The sequence below is a fragment of the Nonomuraea sp. NPDC049607 genome (assembly GCF_040675375.1).
GTDB lineage: Bacteria > Actinomycetota > Actinomycetes > Streptosporangiales > Streptosporangiaceae > Nonomuraea.
Map to the genome: position 1 here is coordinate 1 of NZ_JBFAOV010000073.1, position 21,357 is coordinate 21,357.

The 21,357-nt window shown below is 68.8% G+C and carries 19 protein-coding genes, 2 tRNA genes and 1 riboswitch; of the genes, 9 read left to right on the forward strand and 12 right to left on the reverse strand.

What is annotated here, in order from left to right; genetic code table 11:
- Window positions 1-369: 369 nt before the first annotated feature.
- The 6 genes from AB0J97_RS50470 to AB0J97_RS50495 all read right to left on the reverse strand — a co-directional run bounded on the left by AB0J97_RS50470 (window position 370) and on the right by AB0J97_RS50495 (window position 8,676).
- Window positions 370-2,934 (reverse strand): valine--tRNA ligase, encoded by a 2,565-nt coding sequence (locus AB0J97_RS50470; protein ID WP_364104290.1) that lies wholly within the window; start codon window positions 2,932-2,934, stop codon window positions 370-372.
- A 72-nt stretch (window positions 2,935-3,006) separates the two neighbouring features.
- Window positions 3,007-4,290, reverse strand: a complete 1,284-nt coding sequence (gene clpX, locus AB0J97_RS50475) for an ATP-dependent Clp protease ATP-binding subunit ClpX (RefSeq protein ID WP_185067261.1) — start codon at window positions 4,288-4,290, stop codon at window positions 3,007-3,009.
- Window positions 4,291-4,474: 184 nt separating this feature from the next.
- Complete coding sequence (locus AB0J97_RS50480) at window positions 4,475-5,098, reverse strand: ATP-dependent Clp protease proteolytic subunit (protein ID WP_352323604.1); 624 nt, start codon at window positions 5,096-5,098, stop codon at window positions 4,475-4,477.
- Between the two features lie 11 nt (window positions 5,099-5,109).
- A complete protein-coding gene (locus tag AB0J97_RS50485; protein WP_352323605.1) occupies window positions 5,110-5,742 on the reverse strand; it encodes an ATP-dependent Clp protease proteolytic subunit in 633 nt (210 codons plus the stop codon).
- Between the two features lie 518 nt (window positions 5,743-6,260).
- Entirely contained in the window at window positions 6,261-7,643 is a 1,383-nt protein-coding gene (gene tig, locus AB0J97_RS50490; protein ID WP_364104295.1) for a trigger factor, read from the reverse strand.
- A gap of 166 nt (window positions 7,644-7,809) precedes the next feature.
- Complete coding sequence (locus AB0J97_RS50495) at window positions 7,810-8,676, reverse strand: helix-turn-helix transcriptional regulator (RefSeq protein ID WP_364104298.1); 867 nt, start codon at window positions 8,674-8,676, stop codon at window positions 7,810-7,812.
- 233 nt (window positions 8,677-8,909) lie between these two features.
- On the opposite strand from AB0J97_RS50495, the gene AB0J97_RS50500 reads away from it, so the two are divergent.
- The gene (locus AB0J97_RS50500; protein ID WP_357705267.1) at window positions 8,910-9,389 is read left to right on the forward strand and encodes an ATP-binding protein; all 480 of its coding nucleotides are present in this window, start codon (window positions 8,910-8,912) and stop codon (window positions 9,387-9,389) included.
- An 11-nt stretch (window positions 9,390-9,400) separates the two neighbouring features.
- On the opposite strand, the gene AB0J97_RS50505 is transcribed toward AB0J97_RS50500, so the two are convergent.
- A complete protein-coding gene (locus AB0J97_RS50505) occupies window positions 9,401-9,901 on the reverse strand; it encodes a DinB family protein (RefSeq protein ID WP_364104302.1) in 501 nt (166 codons plus the stop codon).
- Between the two features lie 97 nt (window positions 9,902-9,998).
- Window positions 9,999-10,075, reverse strand: a tRNA-Pro gene (locus tag AB0J97_RS50510).
- An 89-nt stretch (window positions 10,076-10,164) separates the two neighbouring features.
- On the opposite strand from AB0J97_RS50510, the gene AB0J97_RS50515 reads away from it, so the two are divergent.
- Both AB0J97_RS50515 and AB0J97_RS50520 read left to right on the forward strand, forming a co-directional pair.
- A tRNA-Gly gene (locus tag AB0J97_RS50515) sits at window positions 10,165-10,238 on the forward strand.
- Between the two features lie 614 nt (window positions 10,239-10,852).
- Window positions 10,853-11,482 (forward strand): uridine kinase, encoded by a 630-nt coding sequence (locus tag AB0J97_RS50520; protein WP_364104305.1) that lies wholly within the window; start codon window positions 10,853-10,855, stop codon window positions 11,480-11,482.
- Here AB0J97_RS50520 and AB0J97_RS50525 read toward each other — a convergent pair.
- Window positions 11,436-12,074, reverse strand: a complete 639-nt coding sequence (locus tag AB0J97_RS50525) for an HAD family phosphatase (RefSeq protein ID WP_364104308.1) — start codon at window positions 12,072-12,074, stop codon at window positions 11,436-11,438. The genes AB0J97_RS50520 and AB0J97_RS50525 overlap by 47 nt on opposite strands.
- Window positions 12,075-12,169: 95 nt before the next feature.
- Here AB0J97_RS50525 and AB0J97_RS50530 point away from each other — a divergent pair, with 95 nt between their 5' ends.
- The 4 genes from AB0J97_RS50530 (at window position 12,170) to AB0J97_RS50545 (ending at window position 16,749) form a co-directional block, all read left to right on the forward strand.
- Window positions 12,170-13,480: a TrpB-like pyridoxal phosphate-dependent enzyme gene (locus AB0J97_RS50530; RefSeq protein WP_357705259.1), complete on the forward strand. Its 1,311-nt coding sequence runs from the start codon at window positions 12,170-12,172 to the stop codon at window positions 13,478-13,480.
- A gap of 256 nt (window positions 13,481-13,736) precedes the next feature.
- Window positions 13,737-14,516: a DeoR/GlpR family DNA-binding transcription regulator gene (locus AB0J97_RS50535; RefSeq protein ID WP_125636437.1), complete on the forward strand. Its 780-nt coding sequence runs from the start codon at window positions 13,737-13,739 to the stop codon at window positions 14,514-14,516.
- Complete coding sequence (galT, locus tag AB0J97_RS50540; RefSeq protein ID WP_364104313.1) at window positions 14,513-15,583, forward strand: galactose-1-phosphate uridylyltransferase; 1,071 nt, start codon at window positions 14,513-14,515, stop codon at window positions 15,581-15,583. The genes AB0J97_RS50535 and galT overlap by 4 nt, the downstream gene beginning before the upstream one ends.
- A gap of 68 nt (window positions 15,584-15,651) precedes the next feature.
- Window positions 15,652-15,790: riboswitch (cyclic di-AMP (ydaO/yuaA leader) on the forward strand.
- 5 nt (window positions 15,791-15,795) lie between these two features.
- On the forward strand, window positions 15,796-16,749 hold the full coding sequence (locus AB0J97_RS50545; protein WP_357705254.1) for a hypothetical protein: 954 nt from the start codon (window positions 15,796-15,798) through the stop codon (window positions 16,747-16,749).
- A gap of 57 nt (window positions 16,750-16,806) precedes the next feature.
- Here AB0J97_RS50545 and pip read toward each other — a convergent pair whose 3' ends face one another.
- Window positions 16,807-17,739: a prolyl aminopeptidase gene (gene pip, locus AB0J97_RS50550; RefSeq protein WP_357705252.1), complete on the reverse strand. Its 933-nt coding sequence runs from the start codon at window positions 17,737-17,739 to the stop codon at window positions 16,807-16,809.
- Window positions 17,740-17,757: 18 nt separating this feature from the next.
- Between pip and AB0J97_RS50555 the strand changes: the two genes are divergently transcribed.
- Entirely contained in the window at window positions 17,758-18,258 is a 501-nt protein-coding gene (locus AB0J97_RS50555; RefSeq protein ID WP_364104317.1) for a MarR family transcriptional regulator, read from the forward strand.
- 10 nt (window positions 18,259-18,268) lie between these two features.
- On the opposite strand, the gene AB0J97_RS50560 is transcribed toward AB0J97_RS50555, so the two are convergent.
- Entirely contained in the window at window positions 18,269-19,198 is a 930-nt protein-coding gene (locus tag AB0J97_RS50560) for a zinc-binding dehydrogenase (RefSeq protein WP_364104320.1), read from the reverse strand.
- Window positions 19,199-19,274: 76 nt separating this feature from the next.
- Between AB0J97_RS50560 and AB0J97_RS50565 the strand changes: the two genes are divergently transcribed.
- Window positions 19,275-19,931 (forward strand): TetR family transcriptional regulator, encoded by a 657-nt coding sequence (locus AB0J97_RS50565; protein WP_364104323.1) that lies wholly within the window; start codon window positions 19,275-19,277, stop codon window positions 19,929-19,931.
- Here AB0J97_RS50565 and AB0J97_RS50570 read toward each other — a convergent pair.
- A complete protein-coding gene (locus AB0J97_RS50570) occupies window positions 19,918-21,219 on the reverse strand; it encodes a M50 family metallopeptidase (protein WP_357705244.1) in 1,302 nt (433 codons plus the stop codon). The two genes, AB0J97_RS50565 and AB0J97_RS50570, sit on opposite strands and share 14 nt — an antisense overlap.
- Between the last annotated feature and the right edge of the window lie 138 nt (window positions 21,220-21,357).

Genomic DNA, 21,357 nt, shown 5'->3' on the forward strand with positions numbered 1-21,357 from the left:
TTTCATGCACTGGCTTTTAACACACTGTTGAGTTCTCAAGAAACGGACGCGTACTTCCTCACCAGAACCCGTTCCCGGATCCTCGTTCAGAGGCGCTCCCACTTCATTTCCTTCAGTCTACCAGATCCGGACGGTTCTTGTCAAACCGCCCGATCCGGGAGCTTCCGGACCTGCCCCGTTTCGGAGCAACCCTGCTAACTTACTCTAACTTCCAGCCTTTGTCCAACCGCTAGGTCAGACAGCCCGAAAGTCGGGGTTGATCAGAAGGGGTGTGGGGCCGATCGGCCCCGCGTTGAAAACTGTAGCAGCCCTGAGGACGACGAAGGTCCATCTTCGGTAACGAATGGACCTTCCCCGCGTTCGTATGGTCTAAACCCCGAGCCCGGACAGCTGCGCCTCAAGGCGCGCGATGTCCGCGGCGGCCTGCTCGGCACGGGCCCTGACCTTGGCCACCACGTCGTCGGGCGCCTTGGACATGAACTGCTCGTTGCCCAGCTTGCCGGTCGCCTGAGCGGCTTCCTTCCGGGCGGCGGCGAGATCCTTCTCCAGACGCTTCCGCTCGGCCACGACGTCGATGGCGCCCGCGGTGTCGATCTCCACGGTCACCGCGCCCACGCTGAACCGCGCCGTGGCGTTGAACGTCTCCGCCGGCTCGGTCAGCCGCAGCAACGCGCGGATCGCCTTCTCCTGGGCCTCCAGCGGCGTGCCGGACAGCCCCAGCCGGGCGGCCACCTTCTGGCCGGGCTTGAGCCCCTGGTCGGAACGGAACCTGCGGACCTCGGTGACGAGCTCCTGGAGGGCGTCGATCTCGGCCTCGGCCGCCGGATCGGCGTAGCGCGGGTCGGCCTGCGGCCAGGGGGCCACGACGATCGACTCGCCACCTGTCACCGCTCGCCACAACTCCTCGGTGACGAACGGCACCAGCGGATGCATCAACCGCAGCAGCGCGTCGAGCACGTGCCCGAGCACGAGCCGGGTGTGTTCGAGCCCCTCCCCGAGCTGGATCTTGGCCAGCTCCAGGTACCAGTCGCAGACCTCGTCCCAGGCGAAGTGGTAGAGCAGGTCGGAGGCCTTGGCGAACTCGTACTCGTCGAAGGCCGCATCCGCGGCGCTCACCACGGTCTGCAGGCGGGACAGGATCCAGCGGTCGGCCGCGGTGAGGTCGAGCCCGTCGAGCGAGCCCACCGTCGCGCCGTTCATCAGCGCGAACCTGGTGGCGTTCCAGATCTTGTTGCAGAAGTTGCGCGAGCCGGCCGCCCATTCCTCGCTCACCGCCACGTCGGCGCCGGGGTTGGCGCCGCGCAGCAGCGTGAAGCGGGTGGCGTCGGCGCCGAAACGCTCGACCCAGTCGAGCGGGTCGACCACGTTGCCGAACGACTTCGACATCTTCTTGCCGTATTGGTCGCGGACCATGCCGTGCAGGGCCACGGTCTGGAACGGCGGACGGCCGTCCATGGCGTAGAGGCCGAACATCATCATCCGGGCCACCCAGAAGAACAGGATGTCGTAGCCGGTGACCAGGACGGAGGTCGGATAGAACTTCTCCAGCTCCGGGGTGGAGTCGGGCCAGCCGAGTGTCGAGAACGGCCACAGGCCCGAGGAGAACCAGGTGTCGAGGACGTCGGAGTCCTGGGTGTAGCCGGCCGGCGGCTCCTCGTCGGGGCCGACGCAGACGACTTCGCCGCCCGGGCCGTACCAGACCGGGATGCGGTGGCCCCACCACAGCTGGCGGGAGATGCACCAGTCGTGCATGTCGTCGACCCAGTCGAAGTAGCGCTTGGCCAGCTCCGGCGGGTGGATGCGGGTGCGGCCGTCGCGCACGGCGTCGCCGGCCGCCTTGGCCAGCGGCGAGACGTTGACGAACCACTGCAGCGACAGCCGCGGCTCCACCACGGTCTTGCAGCGCGAGCAGTGGCCGACCGAGTGCAGGTACGGGCGCTTCTCGGCGACGATGCGGCCATCGGCGCGCAGCGCGGCGACCACGGCCGGGCGTGCCTCGAAGCGGTCGAGCCCTTGGAAGGGGCCGTGAGCGGTGATGACGCCGCGCTCGTCCATGACGGTGAGGGACGGCAGCGAGTGGCGTCGGCCGATCTCGAAGTCGTTGGGGTCGTGAGCCGGGGTGACCTTGACCGCACCGGTGCCGAAGGCGGGATCGACGTGCTCGTCGGCGACCACGGGGATCATGCGGCCGGTCAGCGGCACCTCGACCATCGTGCCGACCAGGTGGGCGTAGCGCTCGTCGGAGGGATGGACGGCCACGGCCGTGTCGCCGAGCATGGTCTCGGCGCGGGTGGTGGCCACCACGATCTCGTCGGAGTAGCGGATCGAGACCAGCTCGCCCTCGTCCTCGCTGTGCTCGACCTCGATGTCGGACAACGCGGTCAGGCAGCGCGGGCACCAGTTGATGATGCGCTCGGCGCGGTAGATGAGCCCGTCGTCGAAGAGCTTCTTGAAGATGGTCTGGACGGCCCGCGACAGCCCCGGGTCCATGGTGAAGCGCTCGCGCTCCCAGTCGACGCCGTCGCCGAGCTTGCGCATCTGGCCGAGGATGCGGCCGCCGGACTCCTCCTTCCACTCCCAGACACGCTCGACGAACGCCTCGCGGCCCAGGTCGTGGCGGGACAGGCCCTGCTTGGCCAGCTCGCGCTCCACGACGTTCTGGGTGGCGATGCCGGCGTGGTCCATGCCGGGCAGCCACAACGTCTCGCGGCCCTGCATGCGGGCGCGGCGGGTCAGCGCGTCCTGGACGGAATGGTCGAGGGCGTGCCCGATGTGCAGGACGCCCGTCACGTTGGGCGGCGGGAGGACGATGCTGTACGGCACTCGCGAGCTGCCCGGGTCGGCGTGGAAGTAGCCTTCGGACACCCAGCGCTCGTAGCTACGGGTCTCGACGTCGGCCGGCGTGTATTGGGTGGGCAGCTCTTGCGTGGTCACAGTGACCAATTCTAGGGAGCCGGGCAAGCGAAACGCCCCCGGGTTGATTCCCGGGGGCGTTTTCGACGACGGTCAGGCCGACTTCTCGCGCGGCGTGCGCTGCTGCTTGGCGGCGAGCTGGTCGCGCGGCACGAGCGTCGGGATCGCGTGTTCGAGCACCGACTCGCGGGTGATGACCACGCGGGCGACGTCCTGGCGGGAGGGCACCTCGTACATGACGGACTGGAGCACTTCCTCCAGGATCGCGCGCAGGCCGCGCGCGCCGGTACCGCGCAGGATGGCCTGGTCGGCGATGGCCTCCAGCGCGCCGTCGGTGAACTCCAGCTCCACGCCGTCGAGCTCCAGCAGCTTGCGGTACTGCTTGACCAGCGCGTTGCGGGGCTCGGTGAGGATCTGGATGAGGGCCTCGCGGTCGAGGTTGTGGACCGAGGTGATGACCGGCAGACGCCCGACGAACTCGGGGATCATGCCGAACTTCAGCAGGTCTTCGGGCATCACGTCGCCGAAGATGTCGGCCGTGTCGACCTCTTCCTTCGAGCGGATGATGGCGTTGAAGCCGATGCCCTTCTTGCCGATGCGCGACTCGATGATCTTTTCGAGGCCGGCGAAGGCTCCACCGCAGATGAACAGCACGTTGGTGGTGTCGATCTGGATGAACTCCTGGTGCGGGTGCTTACGCCCGCCCTGCGGCGGCACCGAGGCCGTCGTGCCTTCGAGGATCTTCAGCAGCGCCTGCTGCACGCCCTCGCCGGAGACGTCACGAGTGATCGACGGGTTCTCGCTCTTACGGGCGATCTTGTCGACCTCGTCGATGTAGATGATGCCCGTCTCGGCCTTCTTGACGTCGTAGTCGGCGGCCTGGATGAGCTTGAGCAGGATGTTCTCGACATCCTCGCCGACGTAGCCCGCCTCGGTGAGGGCGGTGGCGTCGGCGATGGCGAAGGGCACGTTGAGCATCTTCGCCAGAGTCTGTGCGAGGAGAGTCTTTCCCGACCCGGTGGGCCCGAGCAGCAAGATGTTGCTCTTGGCCAGTTCAAGGCCGTCGTCTCTGCCCCGGTCGCCGGACTGCACCCGCTTGTAGTGGTTGTAGACCGCCACCGAGAGCGCCTTCTTCGCCTTGTCCTGTCCGATGACGTAGGCGTCGAGGAACTCGTAGATTTCCCTCGGCTTGGGCAGGTTGTCCCACTTGAGCTCGGAGGACTCGGAGAGCTCCTCCTCGATGATCTCGTTGCAGAGATCGATGCACTCATCGCAGATGTAGACGCCTGGACCGGCAATGAGCTTTTTGACTTGCTTCTGACTCTTTCCGCAGAAAGAGCACTTCAGCAGGTCTCCCCCGTCGCCGATGCGTGCCACCCCAGATACTCCTTTGCGTGGGACCGCCCTGCTCACGCGAGCAGTGTCTCCGGACATCCTCCGGACTAGGCCGAACCGCTCAGGTTTCGACGTTACCGTCTTCTGGGCCCTCAGTGAGCCCCCTAGCGGCGAGTCGCACCGGAACGTGCCCTATTGGGCAGCGCTCCGGTGCGTCACATCTCAACTAGGAAGCGACGGCCTGAGCTCGTTTCTTCCTGGTCGGGATGATGTCGTCGATCAGACCATACGCCTTTGCCTCGTCCGCGTTGAGAATTTTGTCGCGTTCGATGTCCTTGCGGATGTCGGCGGAGGCCTTGCCCGTGTGCTTCGCCACGATGTCCTCAAGGAGGGATCGCATGCGGAGGATCTCGCGGGCCTGGATCTCGATGTCGCTTCCCTGGCCACCGCCCTCGGTGGAGGGCTGGTGGATCAGCACCCGGGCGTTGGGCAGCGCGAAGCGCTTGCCCGGGGTGCCGCCGGCCAGCAGCACGGCCGCGGCGGACGCGGCCTGGCCGAGGCAGACGGTCTGGATCTCCGGCCGGACGAACTGCATCGTGTCGTAGATCGCCGTCATGGCCGTGAACGAGCCGCCGGGCGAGTTGATGTAGATGCTGATGTCACGGTCGGGGTCGAGCGACTCCAGCGTCAGCAGCTGGGCCATCACGTCGTTGGCCGACGCGTCGTCGATCTGCACTCCGAGGAAGATGATGCGGTCCTCGAAGAGCTTGTTGTACGGGTTCATCTCCTTCACGCCGTAGGACGTGCGCTCGACGAAGGAGGGGAGAACGTAACGGCTCTGGATGTTCATGTCAGCTCCCCCTAGGAGACCGGGCCCACGGAGGGCACCTGCCGCGCGCTGCGCACCACGTGATCGATGAAGCCGTAGTCCTTCGCCTCCTCGGCCGTGAACCAGCGGTCACGGTCGGAGTCGGACTCGATCTGGTCCAGCGGCTGCCCGGTGTGGAAGGCGATCCGCTCGGCGAGCGTCTTCTTCACGTAGAGCATCTGCTCCGCCTGGATGGCGATGTCGGCCGCGGTGCCGCCGATGCCGCCGGACGGCTGGTGCATCATGACGCGGGCGTGCGGCAGGCCGTAGCGCTTGCCGCGGGCGCCGGCGGTGAGCAGGAACTGCCCCATGGAGGCGGCCATGCCCATCACCACCGTGGACACGTCGTTAGGCACATATTCCATCATGTCGTAAATCGCCATACCGGCACTCACCGAGCCCCCCGGCGAGTTGATGTACAGCGTGATGTCGCGCTCGGGGTCGTCGGCCGCGAGCAGCAACAGCTCGGCGCAGATCCGGTTGGCGATCTCGTCGTTGACCTCCTGACCGAGCACGATGATGCGCTCACGCAGCAGGCGCTGGTAAAGCTGGTCCTCAAGCCGGAAGGACGAGCCGTTCTCACGGCCTCGCGACTCAGGCTGATAGAAGGTCGGCGGGCTGGTCACAGCGTCACCTTCCGATGCGTCGTAAGTGATTGGCTTTGCTTGTGACCTTAACGCGCGACGCCCACAGGTCATGCCCGGTCCCCCGTACTGTTCGCTGACGGCGCAGGTCTGGGTGACCGGTCTTCTGTCAGGCTACGCCGTTCCTCCACGTCCAGCTCATGGTCCGGCTCTGTGGGCGTTTCGGCGGGGATGATTCCTGGCTGGTGGGGCTTGTGGAGCTTCTGAGGTTGCGTCCCGGTGAATGCCGTCCGGCGGCGGGGAAGCCGTCGCGCGGGCGGTGGCGGTGAGGGCCTTGACGAGCCCTCAGAGGGCGGCTCCCGCCCCTGGGGCCGGATTCGCTCCTGCGGGATCGTCAGGAGCCCTCTGGGCGCGCTCACGCGTTCCATCGCGCGCGGGAACGCGTGACAGCCATGTCCAGAAGGCTTCTGGCCTGAAAACGCGAAACCCCGAACCGGAGTGGTTCGGGGCGGAATGCGCGAAGCCCCCGAACCGTGGTGGTTCGGGGGCTTCGGGGAAGATCAGGCTTCGGCCTTGTCCTCGGAGTCGGCCTCCTCGGCCTCCTCCTCGACCGGGGCGCCGTTGATCTCGGCGTAGATGGCCTTGAGGTCGACCTCGTTGCCCTCGCTGTCGACGACCTTGGCGGCGTCGCCGAGCACGGACTTGGCCTTGTCGCGGACGATCTCGACCATGGCCAGCGTGAGCTGGTCGTTGTCGGCGAGGTGCTTGGCCAGCTCGTTGGGCTGGACGCCCATCTCCATGGCGCGGCGCACCACGAAGTTGGTCAGCTCCTGCTCGTTGACGCCCAGCTCCTCGGCCTTGACGATCTTGTCGAGCACGAAGCCGACCTTGAGCGCCTTGGCGGAGTTGGTGTCGAACTCGGTGAAGCGCTCCTCCTCCGTCGTCTGGTACAGACGGAAGAAGGCGTCGCGGCTCAGGCCGCTCTCGGCGATCTGGTGGTCGAGGTTGTGCTTGCGGGCGTCGACCTCGGCCTTGAGCGCGCTCTCGGGCAGCGGGATGTCGATCTTCTCGAGCAGCGCGTCGAGGGCCTTCTCGCGGGCCTGGACGACCTGGTCGATGAGCTTGTTGCGGCGGGACTGCTCGCGGATGCTGGCCTTGAGCTCGTCGAGCGTGTCGAACTCGCTGGCGAGCTGGGCGAACTCGTCGTCGAGCTCGGGAAGGACCTTCTCCTTGACCGACTTGACGTTGATGATCACGTCGGCCTCCTCGCCGGCGTTCTCGCCGCCGACGAGCTCGGTCTTGAAGCTCTTCTCGTCGCCCGCGGACATGCCGACGAGGGCGTCGTCGAGGCCCTGCAGCACGGAGCCGGCGCCGACCTCGTAGGAGACCTCGCTGGCCTGCTGCTCCTCGATGTTCTCGCCGTTGATCTCGGCGCGCAGGTCCATCACCACGAAGTCGCCGTTGGCGGCCGCGCGCTCGACGCCGGTCAGCGTCGCGAAGCGCTGGCGCAGCGAGTCGAGCTGGCCGTCGACGTCCTCGTCGGAGACCTCGGCGGAGTCGACGGTGACCTCGGCGCCCTGGTAGTCGGGCACCTCGAAGTTGGGCCGGATGTCGACCTCGGCGGTGAACTCGATCTGCTCACCGTCGTCGATCTTCGTGACCTCGATGTCGGGCTGGCTCACCGGGAACACGTCGACCTCGTCGACGGCCTGGCCGTAGAGCTTGGGCACCGCGTCGTTGAGGGTCTCCTCCAGCACTACCGCCCGGCCGAAGCGCTGCTCGATGATGCGGGCCGGAACCTTGCCAGGCCGGAACCCGGGGACGCGCACCTGCTGCGCGACCTTCTTGTACGCCGCATCCATGCTCGGGCGCAGCTCGTCGAACGGCACCTCGACGGTGAGCTTGACCCGGGTCGGGCTGAGCTCCTCGACAGCGGTCTTCACGGAATGGTCTCCTTGATCAAGCTACGAGTGATCGCGGGCGCGTCCATTCGGTACGGCTCACGCGCCGCGCCCACATGAGCGGCGTTGGGCATGCTCCGCCACGGCGGGATCCAACGCCGATGGCCAGTCTAGGGCAGATGCGTACCGAACAACGACGCCGTCGCCGTCAGAACTCCTCGGCGATCGTCCGCAGGAGATCGATCGTCTCATCTGGGGTGGTGCTCACGGCGCACAGCCGCTCCATGACCTCTGTGTAGCGGTCCACGTCCTCACGCTTGTCCAGGTACAGGGCGCTGGCCAGTTGCTCGACGTAGACCACGTCGGGCAGGTCGCGGTCGGGGAAGCGCAGGACGCTGAAGGCCCCGCCCTCGGCGCTGTGGCCGCCGAAGCTGAACGGCATGATCTGGATGGTGATGCTGGGCTGCCGCATGAGGTCGATGAGGTGTTCGAGCTGGGCGCGCATGACCTCGACGCCGCCGATGGGCCGGCGCAGCGCCGCCTCGTCGATCACGGCCCAGAAGATCGGGCCGTCCGGGCGGTCGAGGATGCGCTGGCGTTCGAGCCTGAGGTCGACCCTCCTGGCGATCTCCTCCGTCGCGATGCCCGCCGCTCCCGCGGTCACGACGGCCCGGGCGTACTCCTTGGTCTGCAGCAGTCCCGGCACGAACTGGACCTCGTAGGTCCTGATCCGGGCGGCGGCCTCCTCAAGGCCGACGTACGCCTGGAACCACGTGGGCAGGACGTCGTTGAACCGGTGCCACCAGCCGGGTTCGTTGGCCGTGGCCACCAGGTCGAGGACGGCGGCGCGCGCCTGCGGATCGACGACCCCGTACAGGGTGAGCAGGTCGGAGACGTCACGTTCCTTGAACCCCACCCGGCCCAGCTCCATGCGGCTGATCTTGGATTCGGACCCCCTGATGAGGTGACCCGCCTCCTCGCGGCTGACGTTCTTCGCCTCCCTGAGCTTTCGCAGCTGGGAGCCCAGGAGGATGCGCAGCGCCGTCGGCCCCGAACCCGGCTGGTTCTGCGTCACTTTGCCTCCTACTCAAGGTCCGCACACACAGTGACACCACATTGCCGGGTATGACAAGGTCTCAACCCCGTGTCCGATTAGGAGAGTTTTGCCCCAAAAGGCACATGCTGCTGCACATTGCAGCTGCACGTGCATTTGGGTCTTGCAGCCGCCGCGTTCGTGACCCATGATGGCTTAGTGCATTGTGGGCCAAACATGCACTAAACCGAGGGCTACGGGGAGGTATCGGCGGCATGGTGGAGGATCCTCTGGCCACTGCCGATTGCCTGCAGATCACCCGCGAGGTGGGGTTCGACCACCTGCTCAAGGGCGGGAAGCCGAACACGACCGCGTGTCCCCTGCCCTTCCAGGCCGACTCGGTGAAGACCGCCAGGGACGTGACCCGCTCCACGCTGCGGGGATGGGGCCTGCACGAGCTGAGCGACGACGCCGCGCTCGTGGTGTCGGAGCTGGTGACGAACGCCGTCAGGTACGCCATGTACGCGGCCGGTCGGCGGGAGATCGAGCTCCTGCTGATGCGCGTGTCGCCGCACGTGCTGCTGGCGGTGGCGGACCCGAGCGACGAGGTGCCGCGCCGCAAGGAGCCGGACTTCATCTCCGAGAACGGGCGCGGACTCTACATCGTCGAGACCTACAGCCAGTGCTGGGGCTGGGACCCGCTCGACCGCGGCGGCAAGGCCGTGTGGGCGTTGTTCCGCGCCGAAGAGGGCTGACCCGCTCGTCCCTACTCGCCGGTGACGCCGTCGATGCGCTCGCGCAGCAGGTCGGCGTGGCCGTTGTGGCGCGCGTACTCCTCGATCATGTGGACGAGGATCCAGCGGTGGGTGCAGTCCTGGCCGTTCCTGTCGCCCGTGGCGTCCAGGGACTTGGTGGCCGAGATGGCACGTGCGCGCTCCATCTCGTCCTGCCACGTGGTGAACGCCTCCTCGACCGAGGCCTCGTCCACGTCGTTGAAGTCCGCGTCGGCGTCGACTTCCTTGTTCCAGAGGCGGGGGATGTCCTCGCCGTCCAGCACGCGGCGGAACCAGACGCGCTCCACGTGCGCCATGTGCCGGACCAGGCCCAGCAGTGACATGGTGGAGGGCCCGGCCGAGCGGAGCCTGAGCTGGTCGTCGGTCAGGCCGTCGCATTTGACGGCCAGAGTGCCGCGATGCCATTCGAGCCAGTTGTTGAGCATGGTCCGTTCGTCGCCGGCATAGGGCGGCGGCACGCGATTGTCTGTCACGCCATGACCTTAGTGGGCAGTTCGTCCTGCTTCGACGTTGTTTTTGGGGCGCGGAAAAGCAAGAGGCCCCCTCCGGATGGGAGGGGGCCTGCTGAGCTGGTCGGGGCGACAGGATTTGAACCTGCGACTTCTTGCTCCCAAAGCAAGCGCGCTGCCAAGCTGCGCCACGCCCCGCCTCGTCGGGTGCGCATGCGGTCCGTGACTCCGGTACGCTTACGCCCTGACGACCGGATGAAGTCTAGACCAGAGTTCGACCGGTTCGCGCGGACGTAGCTCAATGGTAGAGCCCTAGTCTTCCAAACTAGCTACGCGGGTTCGATTCCCGTCGTCCGCTCCAGACACGAAGGCCCAGGTCCGGGAGATGATCCCGAGCCTGGGCCTTACTGTTATCCGATCTTGTCTCTTTGTGGCCGCGCCAGCCTCATGCCGTCCGGCCATCTGCCCTACAGGGGACACCGACACTGATCGCACGCTCTACGAGAGGGCGCGAAGTACCTCCATGCGGCGACGGCCTCCACCCTCAAGGCCGATGGAACCTCAGGGCTCCTATGATCGGCACGACGACAGGAGGCCCAGTGTTCTTCCATCCGTTCACGCTCTTCGTCATCGCGATTCTGCTCGGCGGAGTCGCCTTGTTCGTCGTGATGAGCATCCTGCTGTGCAGGCTGTTCTGTGGGAACGCCTCCGGCGGGGGCGCTCGGCCCCGGGGTGATCGCGAAGGCGGTCCTGTCTCCGGGTAGTCAGCGGCCGAGGCAGAGCCCATGATCTTCATGGCCGTAGCCGCGTTCCCACTCTCGTCACGCACCAGGACTGCAAGAAGCGGCCGACCACGGGGGCGTCGCGGTGATCGACGGTGTGCGTCATGACGGACCCGACGTACGGCGGAGCAGCTCTCGTGCGTGGTTCGGGGGCCTGGGGTTTTCGTGATCTTCGGGGCGTAGGGTGGTGGTGATGCGTGCACGACCGATCTCACGGGAGGCGCTCGTCGAGGAGCTGGCCGAGCGTGTCGCCGGGTGGCCCAGGGACTCATGGGTGCGGGTGGCCGTCGACGGGGCGCCCGTGGCGGGGCCCGGCGCGCTGGCCGACGAGCTGGTCGCGCCCCTGCGGCTGCGGGGGCGGCCCGTGCTGCGGGTGTCGGCCGGCGACTTCCTGAGGCCGGCCTCGCTGCGGCTGGAGCACGGCCGGACCGATCCCGACGTCTTCTACGAGGACTGGCTCGACGTCAAGGGGTTGCTGCGCGAGGTGCTCGAACCGCTGGAACCGGGCGGCTCGGGGCGGGTGCTGCCGGCGTTGTGGGACAGCGGGATCGATCGGGCGTACCGGCTGCCGTACCGGGAGCTGGCGCCGGGCGGGGTGGTGCTCGTGGACGGGACGCTCCTGCTGGGACGGGGGCTGCCGTTCGAGCTGAGCGTGCACGTGTGGCTGTCGGCGGGTGCGCTGGCGCGGCGCACCCCCGAGGACGAACGGTGGCGCCTGCCGGCCTACGAGCGGTACGAGCGCGAGGCGCGCCCGCAGCGGGCCGCCGACGTGGTCGTCAGGGCCGACCATCCGGACCGTCCGGCGGTGCTGACGGACGGCTGAGCCCCAACAGGGCGTCCAGCTCGGCGACGGCCTGGGCGTTGGAGGTGAAGCGCACGGCGTGCAGGCCGGCCGCGCGGGCGCCCTCGACGTACGGCTCGTGGTCGTCCAGGAACACCGTGGCGGCGGGATCGGCGCCGAGGGCGTCGCAGGCCAGCAGGTAGATGCGCGGGTCCGGTTTGCGCACGCCCGCCTCGTGCGAGTAGACGATGTGGTCCACCAGGTCGGCGTAGCCGTACGCGGCCTGCTCGCGTTCCCTGGCTCCGACGTAGCTGTTGCTCACCAGGCCCGTACGGAAGCGGGGACGCAGGGCGCCCAGGTACGCCATCAGCCCGGTGTTGGGGCTGCCGAGGTACTCGGTCCAGACGTCGGCCATGAACGCCTCGGCGTCCGCGCCGAGCAGCTTCGCCACCTCGGCGTGGGCCTGCTCCTCCGTCACCTCTCCCACGGCCCCGGCCAGCCAGGTCGGCTCCAGGTGCGCGTCGAGGTGACCGGCGGGCAGACCGAGCCGCTCCTCCCATGTGGCCGTCACCCCCAGGGACGGCGTGAGCTCCAGGACGCCGCCGATGTCGAAGATGACCGCTTCGATTTTCATTCGCTCCTCCTGTGAACTGTTTCAACCAAGGTAAAGAAGGAACGTGTCCGCGTCCATACCCTTGACGGCTCGGAAGGGCGGCTCAAACTGAAACGGTGATCCCTGGCAACTGGTACAACATCGTTCCCGATCTTCCCGTGCCGCCTCCGCCGCCGCTGCACCCCGGCACCCGCCGTCCCGTCGGGCCGGACGACCTCGCGCCGTTGTTCCCCATGGAGCTCATCGCGCAGGAGGTCAGCGGCGAGCGCTACGTCCCCATCCCGAAGGAGGTCTACGACGTCTACCGACTGTGGCGGCCGACGCCGCTGATCAGGGCGCACCGGCTGGAGAAGGCCCTCGACACGCCGGCCCGCATCTACTACAAGTACGAAGGCGTCTCACCGGCCGGGTCGCACAAGGCGAACACCGCCGTGCCGCAGGCGTACTACAACGCCAAGGAAGGCGTGCGGCTGCTGACCACGGAGACCGGCGCGGGACAGTGGGGGTCGGCCCTGGCGTTCGCCTGCGCCCAGTTCGACATCGAGTGCCGGATCTGGATGGTTCGCGCCTCCTACGACCAGAAGCCGTACCGCAGCTCGCTCATGCGCGTGTACGGCGCCACCGTCCACCCCAGCCCCTCCCCCGTCACCGGCGCGGGCAGCAAGGCGCTGGCCGACGACCCCGACTCGCCCGGCAGCCTGGGGCTGGCGATCAGCGAGGCGGTCGAGGTGGCCGCCGCGAACCCCGAGGCCCGGTACGCGCTCGGCTCGGTGCTCAGCCACGTCCTCATGCACCAGACGGTGATCGGCGAGGAGGCCCTGGCGCAACTGCCCGAGCTGCCCGACCTGGTCATCGGCTGCACCGGCGGCGGCTCCAACTTCGCCGGCCTCGCCTTCCCCTTCCTCAGGGAGAAGCTGGCCGGACGGATCGCCACCGAGTTCCGGGCCGTCGAGCCGGCCGCCTGCCCGTCGTTCACCCGAGGCGTCTACGCCTACGACTTCGGCGACACCGCCGGGCTGACGCCGCTGCTCAAGATGCACACCCTCGGGCACTCCTTCGTCCCCGACCCGATCCACGCCGGCGGGCTGCGCTATCACGGCATGGCGCCGCTGCTGTCCCACATGTACGAGCTGGGGTTGTTCGAGGCGGTGACCCGTACCCAGAGCGAGTGCTTCGAGGCGGGCGTGCGCTTCGCGCGGACGGAGGGCATCGTCCCGGCTCCCGAGCCCACGCACGCGCTGGCCGAGACCATCGCCGAGGCGCTGCGCTGCAAGGAGAGCGGCGAGGAGAAGGTGATCCTCACCGCGCTGTGCGGGCACGGCCACTTCGACCTGGCCGCCTACGACCGCCACCTGGCCGGCGAACTGGAGGATCACACCCTCCCGCAGGAACGGCTCGACCGGGCGCTCACCGAACTGCCCGGCTGAGAGAAGCACGGGTGGCCGCGGGATCCCGCGGCCACCCGTGGTCAGTTCGCGTTCGGGCGCTTCCTGTGGTTCGCCTTCTTCTTCTTGCGCCCCCTGCCCTTGCGTGCGCGTTTCGCCATGGGCTCACCTCCGGCGGTCGGGATCGTGACCTTCAAGGTCTCCCCTGCCCGTCAGTCGCACAAGCGATACGCCGCGACCTAACATTCCTCAACAAACTCGTGTCATAATTTGGTGGAATCTGTTGGAAGGGGTGGGCGTGCTCGCACAGCAGCGTCAGCAGACGATCCTGGAACGCGTACGCAGCAGCGGCGGCGTCCGGGTGGCCGACCTCGTGCGCGAGCTCGGCGTCTCGGACATGACGATACGCCGTGACCTTGAGGTGCTGGCCGAGCGCGGGCTGCTGGAGAAGGTCCACGGCGGCGCGACGGCCCTCGGCCCCGGTTCGACCGAGGAGCCCGGCTTCACCGCCAAGTCCGCCCGCCAGCAGCAGGAGAAGGAGGCCATCGCGCGGCACGCGGCCACCCTCGTCCGGCCGGGCACCGCCGTCGCGCTCTCCGCCGGCACCACCACGTGGGCGCTGGCCCACCATCTGGTCGCCGTGCCCGAGCTGACCGTGATCACCAACTCGATCCCCGTCGCCGAGGTCTTCCACCGCAACCCGCGCGCCGACCGCACGGTCGTGCTGACCGGCGGCGTGCGCACACCCTCCGACGCGCTCGTCGGCCCCGTGGCGGTGGCGGCGATCCGCCGGCTGCACGTGGACACGCTCTTCCTCGGGGTGCACGGCATGAGCCTGCGCGCCGGGTTCACCACGCCCAACCTCCTGGAGTCCGAGACCGACAGGGAGCTGGTGGCCGCGGCGCACCGGCTGGTGGTCCCCGCCGACCACACCAAGTGGAACACGGTCGGCATCAGCACGATCGCCGAGCTGACCGAGGCCGACGTGGTCATCAGCGACGCGGGGCTGCCCGAGGAAGCACGCACCGAGCTGGCCGAACGGGCCGGAGAACTGATCATCGCGGAGGGCACGCCTTGAAGCGCACCATCACCCACCTGGCAGACGGCCGAGAGCTGATCTACTTCGACCGGCGCGACGACGCCGACCGGAGCGCGATCGACCGGCGTCCGCTCGACCCGCGGCCGGTGGCCTCCGAGCTGCGCTACGACCCGCTGACCGAGGAGTGGATCGCGATCGCCGGTCACCGGCAGACGCGCACGTTCCTGCCGCCGGCCGACGAGTGCCCGTTGTGCCCGTCGTCCGGGACGCGGGCGTCGGAGATCCCGGCCCATGACTATGACGTGGTGGTGTTCGAGAACCGCTTCCCCTCTTTCTCCGGAAATTTTGGGACTTATGGGGATGTCGGCGGGTTGAGTGAGGTGCGTCCGGGGGTCGGGCGGTGTGAGGTGGTGTGCTTCACCTCCGACCACACCTCCTCCTTCTCCAAGCTCTCCAACGCCCAGGTCAGGCTGGTCATGGAGGCGTGGGCCGACCGCACGGCCGAGCTGTCCGGCATGGAGGGCGTCGAGCAGGTGTTCTGCTTCGAGAACAGGGGCGAGGAGATCGGCATCACGCTCCCGCATCCGCACGGGCAGATCTACGCCTACCCCTACGTGACCCCGCGCACCAAGCTCCAGCTCGGGGCGGCCTCGCGGTACACGGGCGGCAACCTGTTCGCCGACGTGCTGGCCGCCGAACGGGCCGCCGGCACGCGGGTGGTCGCCTCCAACAAGCTGTGGACGGCGTTCGTCCCGGCCGCCGCGCGCTGGCCGTTCGAGGTGCACGTGTATCCGCACCGGCAGGTGCCCGACCTGGCGGCGCTGTCGGAGGAGGAGCGGGCCGCGTTCGCGCCGCTGTACACCTCGGTGCTGCGGGCGCTGGACGCGCTGTTCGGGGTGGCGATGCCGTACATCTCGGCCTGGCACCAGGCGCCGGTGCGGTACGGCCGCGAGCTGGCCTACCTGCACCTGGAGCTGTTCAGCATCAGGCGGGCGCCCGGCAAGCTGAAGTACCTGGCGGGCTCGGAGTCGGCCATGGGCGCCTTCGTCAACGACGTGCTGCCGGAGGAGGCGGCACGCATGCTGCGATCACGAATCGATCACTAATTGATTTCTCCTTAAAGTCGCATGACTCGTGATCTACCACTAATATCCCGTTAGACATCGGCCAAAACGGTCGTTGTACGCCTAATCCCGGGCGTGTTGCCCGGGAGCCGGGGACCCATCGCATCCGGGGTGAATCCGCGCAAGTGGTAGGGACTGCTCCCGTGCCCGAACCCGTCAGCTAACCCGGCCGGCAGAGGGAGAGGAACACCCACGTGGCGGCTTCGACCCCCGCGAGTCTTGCCATCGGCCTCATCACCGCCACCGCGCTGCTCATCCATCCGGCCGCCGCCTCGGCCGCGCCCAAGCCGTCCGAGGCCGAGCTGCGGGCCCAGCTCAAGCAGCTCAACAGCAAGGTGGACAAGCTCATCGAGACGTACAACCTCAAGCGGGTCGAGCTGGCCAAGGCCCAGCAGGCCGCCACGGCGGCACAGCAGCGGCTCACCGCCGCCGAGCAGGCGGTGGCCACGGCCGAGCAGCGGGTCGCCGAGATCGCCCGGATGCGCTACCAGAACCGCGACGCCTCCCTGCCCGGCTTCATGCTGACCCCGGACGGCAACAACGTGGCCATGCTCGAACAGCTCACCGCCGAGCAGCAGGCCGTCGTCAACAGCGTGGCCAAGGCCCGCGACGACCAGAAGAAGGCCGCCGCTGCCGCCACCGCGCTCGCGGCCGAGCTCAAGGCGGGCACGGCGGAGGTGGCCGAGCAGCGCGACGACGCCCAGGACGTCATCGACGACATCAAGAAGAAGCTCCAGGACCTCGTGCCGTTCGGGCCGGGCAAGAAGTCCGACGGCAGCTGGGCGCCCGAGCTGCCGTCCGGCTCGGACAACATCACGCCGCGCACCCGGCTGATGCGCGCGCAGGTGCAGAAGAGCTTCTCGCTGCCGTACGAGGTGGGCTGCTTCCGGTCCGGCTCCAGCGGCGAGCACCCGCTCGGCCGGGCCTGCGACTTCATGATGAGCACGGGCGGCACCATGCCGAGCGCCGTCAACAACGCCCTGGGCGACCGCCTGGCCGCCTGGGCGCTGCAGAACAAGGCCAAGCTCGGCGTCAAGTACGTGATCTGGAAGCAGCGCATCAACCAGGGCTCGGGCTGGCGCGCGATGTCCGACCGCGGCAGCATCACCGAGAACCACTACGACCACGTGCACATCTCGATGAACTAGCCGACGTCCTGTTCGCGTGACCACCTGACAGCCTTGCCGGCCCGGGCTGTCGGTGGTTCAGCCCCGGAACTTGTCCGTCGCGGCGGTCAGCAGGTCGATCATCTCCAGCCCGCCGTGTCCCTCCCCCACCACGTGCAGCTCGCTCCCGGGCCACGCCTTGTGCAGCTCCCAGGCCGTCACCAAGGGCCCGCTGACGTCGTACTTCCCGTGGATGAGCACCCCGGGCACCCCCGCCAGCCGCGTAACCCCGCGAACGAGATCGCTCTCCCCGAGAAAACACCCGTTCCCCCAGTAGTGCGTCACCAGCCGGGCGAACGTCATCCGGAACACCGGGTCCTGATATCTCCGGCTCGGCTGGAACTCCGGGTCGAGGCTCACATGCGTGTCCTCCCACGCACACCACTCGATCGCCGCCCGCTCCCGCCGCTCGGGGTCGGCCAGCGCCTTCGCGTAGCCCGCCGCCAGGTTCCCGCCCCGGTCCTCCTCCGGCAGGAAGTCGCGGAACCGCTCCCACTCCCGGGGGAAGATCCGCCCGACGTCCCGGGTGATCCACTCGATCTCCCAGGGCCGCCCGGCGGTGACCGCGAACAGGATCACCTCGCTCACCCGCTCCGGATACCGCTCGGCGTAGGCCAGCGACAGCGTCGACCCCCAGGACGCCCCCACGAGCTGCCACCGCTCGATGCCGAGATGCTCCCGCAGCCGCTCCATGTCGGCGACGAGATGCGCCGTGGTGTTGACCGACAGATCGGTTTCCGGCTCCCCGGCATCAGGCGTGCTCTTCCCGCAGCCACGCTGATGAAAGACGACGATCCGGTACGCCTCGGGATCGTGGTACCGCCGCCACCCCGGGGACGCGCCCCCGCCCGGCCCGCCGTGCACGATCACCGCCGGCTTGCCATGCGGATTCCCGCTGACCTCCCAGTAGACGAGGTTGCCGTCACCCACGTCCAACATGCCCTGCTCGTAGGGCTCAATCGAGGAATACATAAGCGCTAATATATCTACATGCCCCAGAGTCTCGGCACCCTGATGCGCACCTTCCACGAGCGCACCGACGGCGCGATCGCCCGGCTGTACGCCGACCTCGGGCTCCCCGACTACCGCCCCCGTTACTCCCCCGTCGTCCGCGCCCTGGTCGAGACCGGCCCCATGACCATCCGCGACCTGGCCGCCGCCATCGGCGTCACCCACTCCGCCGCCAGCCAGACCGTCACCCAGATGCGCCGCGCCGGCTACCTCGACCTCCGCCCCGGCCCCAACGACGCCCGCCAGCGCATCGTGCACCTCACCGGACGATGCCGCGACGCGCTCCCTCTCATCGAGGCCGAATGGCAGGCCACCGCCCTCGCCATCGCCGCCCTGGACGCCGAGCTCCCCGTCCCGCTGGCCGACGTCCTCGCCTCCGCCCTCCAGGCCCTCGACGCCCACCCCTTCCGCGACCGCCTTCTCGCGACCGCGCCGCTGGCCGCGTACGGCGATCGGCGCGGTCCCGGGGGCAGGGACTGACCCTGCTCTCTCACGCCAGGTCGAGCACCGCCTTGCCGTGCACGCGGCGTTCGAGGAGGGCGGTCACGGCCTCGGTGGCATCGTCCCAGCCGCCGCGCCAGGTGATCTCAGGGCTCAGCGTGCCGCCCGCGACCTGTCCGGCCAGCCAGGTCAGGTCGCGGCGCAGGCCCTGGCAGTAGAGCAGGTGGAACGTCACGAGCGAACGGTCGTGGCGGTCGGCTCCGCCGAACAGGGCTCCGAACGGGAAGCTCTCCCCCTCGCCGGTGGAGTGGCCGACGGCGACCAGCGTGCCGCCCTCGGCGAGCTGGTCGAACGCCTCGACCAGCGGGGCGCCGCCGAGCAGGTCCAGGACGCCGTCGAGCCGTCCGCCGCTCTCCGCGGGGCTCGCGACGACCTCGTCCGCACCGAGCGCGCGCAGGGCGTCGCCGTGCCGGGCCGGGTCGCCGGTGGCGGCGATCACGTACGCGCCGCCGAGCCGGGCGAGCTGCACGGCGTACCGGCCGACGCCGCCCGTCGCGCCGGTGACCAGGACGCGCCGGCCCAGGATCGGCCCGAGACGGTCGAGCGCGCGCAGCGCGGTGGCGCCGGCGACCGGGATCGTGCTGATCGCGCCGGGGTCCGCGTCCTGCGGCGCCACCCCGATCCAGTCGGTCGACACGGCCCGCAGCTCGGCCCAGCCGCCACTCTCGCCCACCGTGACCACGGGCGTGCCCGCGGCGGGCCCCGAGCCGTCGGCCGCGGCCTGGACGACGACCCCGGCGGCGTCCCAGCCCAGCACCGTGCCCTCGGGCGCCTCCTGGAGGCCGTGCCTGACCTCGCCGTAGTTGAGCGACGTGGCGGTGACCCGGACCAGCGCCTGGCCGGGCGCGGGCACCGGCTCGGGGGCCTCCCCCACCCGCAGGCCCCCGGGAACGGAACGGTCGACGATCAAAGCGCGCATGATGATGCCCTCCAAAGTGCCACTGAGTGGCATAAGCCTATAGGGGGCATATGCGCTCCGGCTACACTAGGGGACGATGACCGCCGATCTGCTGCCGCTCCGGGAGCGCAAGAAGCTCAAGACCAGGGCCGCCCTGGTGGACACCGCGCTCGCGCTGTTCACCGAGCGCGGCTTCGACCAGGTGACCCTCGACGAGCTGTGCGCGGAGGTCGAGATCTCCAAGCGCACGTTCTTCCGGAACTTCGCCAGCAAGGAGGAGGTCGCCTCGGCCCCGCTGGAGGCCCTGTGGACCGCGCTGCTCGGCGACGTCGAGCACGCGCCGCTCGGCGGCCGTCCCGTGCTGGAGGTGTTGCAGGAGGCGATGCTCGCGGCGGTGCGCCGGATGTCGGCGGAGGGGCCGGAATGGGTGGCCCGCGTGCGGCTCAGTCAGGAGCTGTCGCAGCGTACGCCGTCCATCGCCGCGCACGGGCTGCAGTTCTGCGACCGCACCAGCGCGGCCTTCGAGACGACCCTGCGTACGCGGCTCGGCCTCGGCGACCGCGACCAGCGGCCCAGGCTGGCGCTCGACCTGCTGGTGGCGGCCTTCCACGCCGCCCTGCGCGGCTGGACCACCGGCTCGCCCGAGCCCACGCTGGACGGCCTGCTCGCCGAGTTGCGTACCGTGTTCGCGGCCGTGCCCGAGGCGGTGACGTTCACCGGCGACGGGCCCGGCCGCCGGGTCAGCCGAGCGTGAGCGGGTTGACCAGGTCGGCGTAGACCAGCAGACCGGCCATGATGATCAGCACGAACGCCATCGCGTACGTGAGCGGCAGCACCTTGGCGATGTCGACGTGGCGCGGCTCGGGACGGCGCATGACCCTGGCGTAGCCGCGCTTGATCCCCTCCCACAGGCCGCCCGCGATGTGACCGCCGTCGAGGGGCAGCAGCGGGATCAGGTTGAACAGGCCGATCGCCAGGTTGAACCCGGCCAGCAGGCTGACGAAGGTGAACAGCTTGTTCGTGACGGAGGTGTCGGAGGCCAGGATCTCGCCGCCGAGCCGGCCCGCGCCCACGACGCCCACCGGGCCCTCGGGGTCGCGCTTCTCGCCGGAGAAGGCGGCGTTCCAGACGCCGACCATCTTCTCCGGCAGGTTGACCATCGAGCCCACGACGCGGCCGGTCAGGTCGCCCATGTAGCCCAGGACGTACCCCATGCTCTGCTTCTCGTAGACCTGGGAGGGCACGACGCCGAGGAACCCGACACCCTTGTCGATCTTGCCTTCGTCGGCCGTGCTGGGCAGGTCGCGGGCGATGAGGGTGACGTCGAGCGTCATCGGCCTGCCGTCGCGGACGATGCCGAGCTTGACCGGGCCGGCGCCGTGGCCGCGGATGAGGCGGGTGGCGTCCTGCCAGCTCGCGATCTTCTGGCCGTCGAGGGAGACCATGCGGTCGCCGACCTTGACACCCGCCTTCGCGGCCGGGGTGCGCTCGTCGGCGGGCGTGCACGTCTTGCGCACCTCGGTGGTGGGGATCACGCACGTGTTGGTGTCGGCCGACACGATCGGGGCCAGCTTGGGCAGGCCGATGCCGACCAGCAGGATGCTGAAGAAGATGAAGGCGAGCACGAAGTTCATCGCCGGGCCGCCCGACATGATGATGACCTTCTGCCACCACTTCTTGCGGTAGAAGACGCGGTCCTCGTCGCCGGGCCGCACCTCCTCCATCGCGGCGTCGCGGGCGGTCTCGATCAGGCCCTGCCACGGCCCGGTCGGCGCGCTGCGCAACCTGCCGGGGACGTCGCCCGGACGCGGCGGCAGCATGCCGATCATGCGGATGTAGCCGCCGAGCGGGATCCACTTGATGCCGTACTCGGTCTCGCCCCTGCGGATGGACCAGGCGGTCGAGCCGAAGCCGACCATGTACTGGGTCACGCGCACGCCGAAGATCTTGGCCGGCACGAGATGGCCCACCTCGTGCAGGCCGACGGAGACCATCAACCCCACCAGGAAGAGGAGGATCCCGGCGACAAAGAGCCAGTTCATCTACGCGCGCTCCAGGCAGACAGGCGGTCTCGACGTGTCCAGACTAGATGGTTGAGTCCAAGGGGTCCGGGTGATCAGTGGTCGTAGCGAGTGAGTGACCTCTTGACCGGCTGGCCGGTGTGATCGTTGTGCCAGATA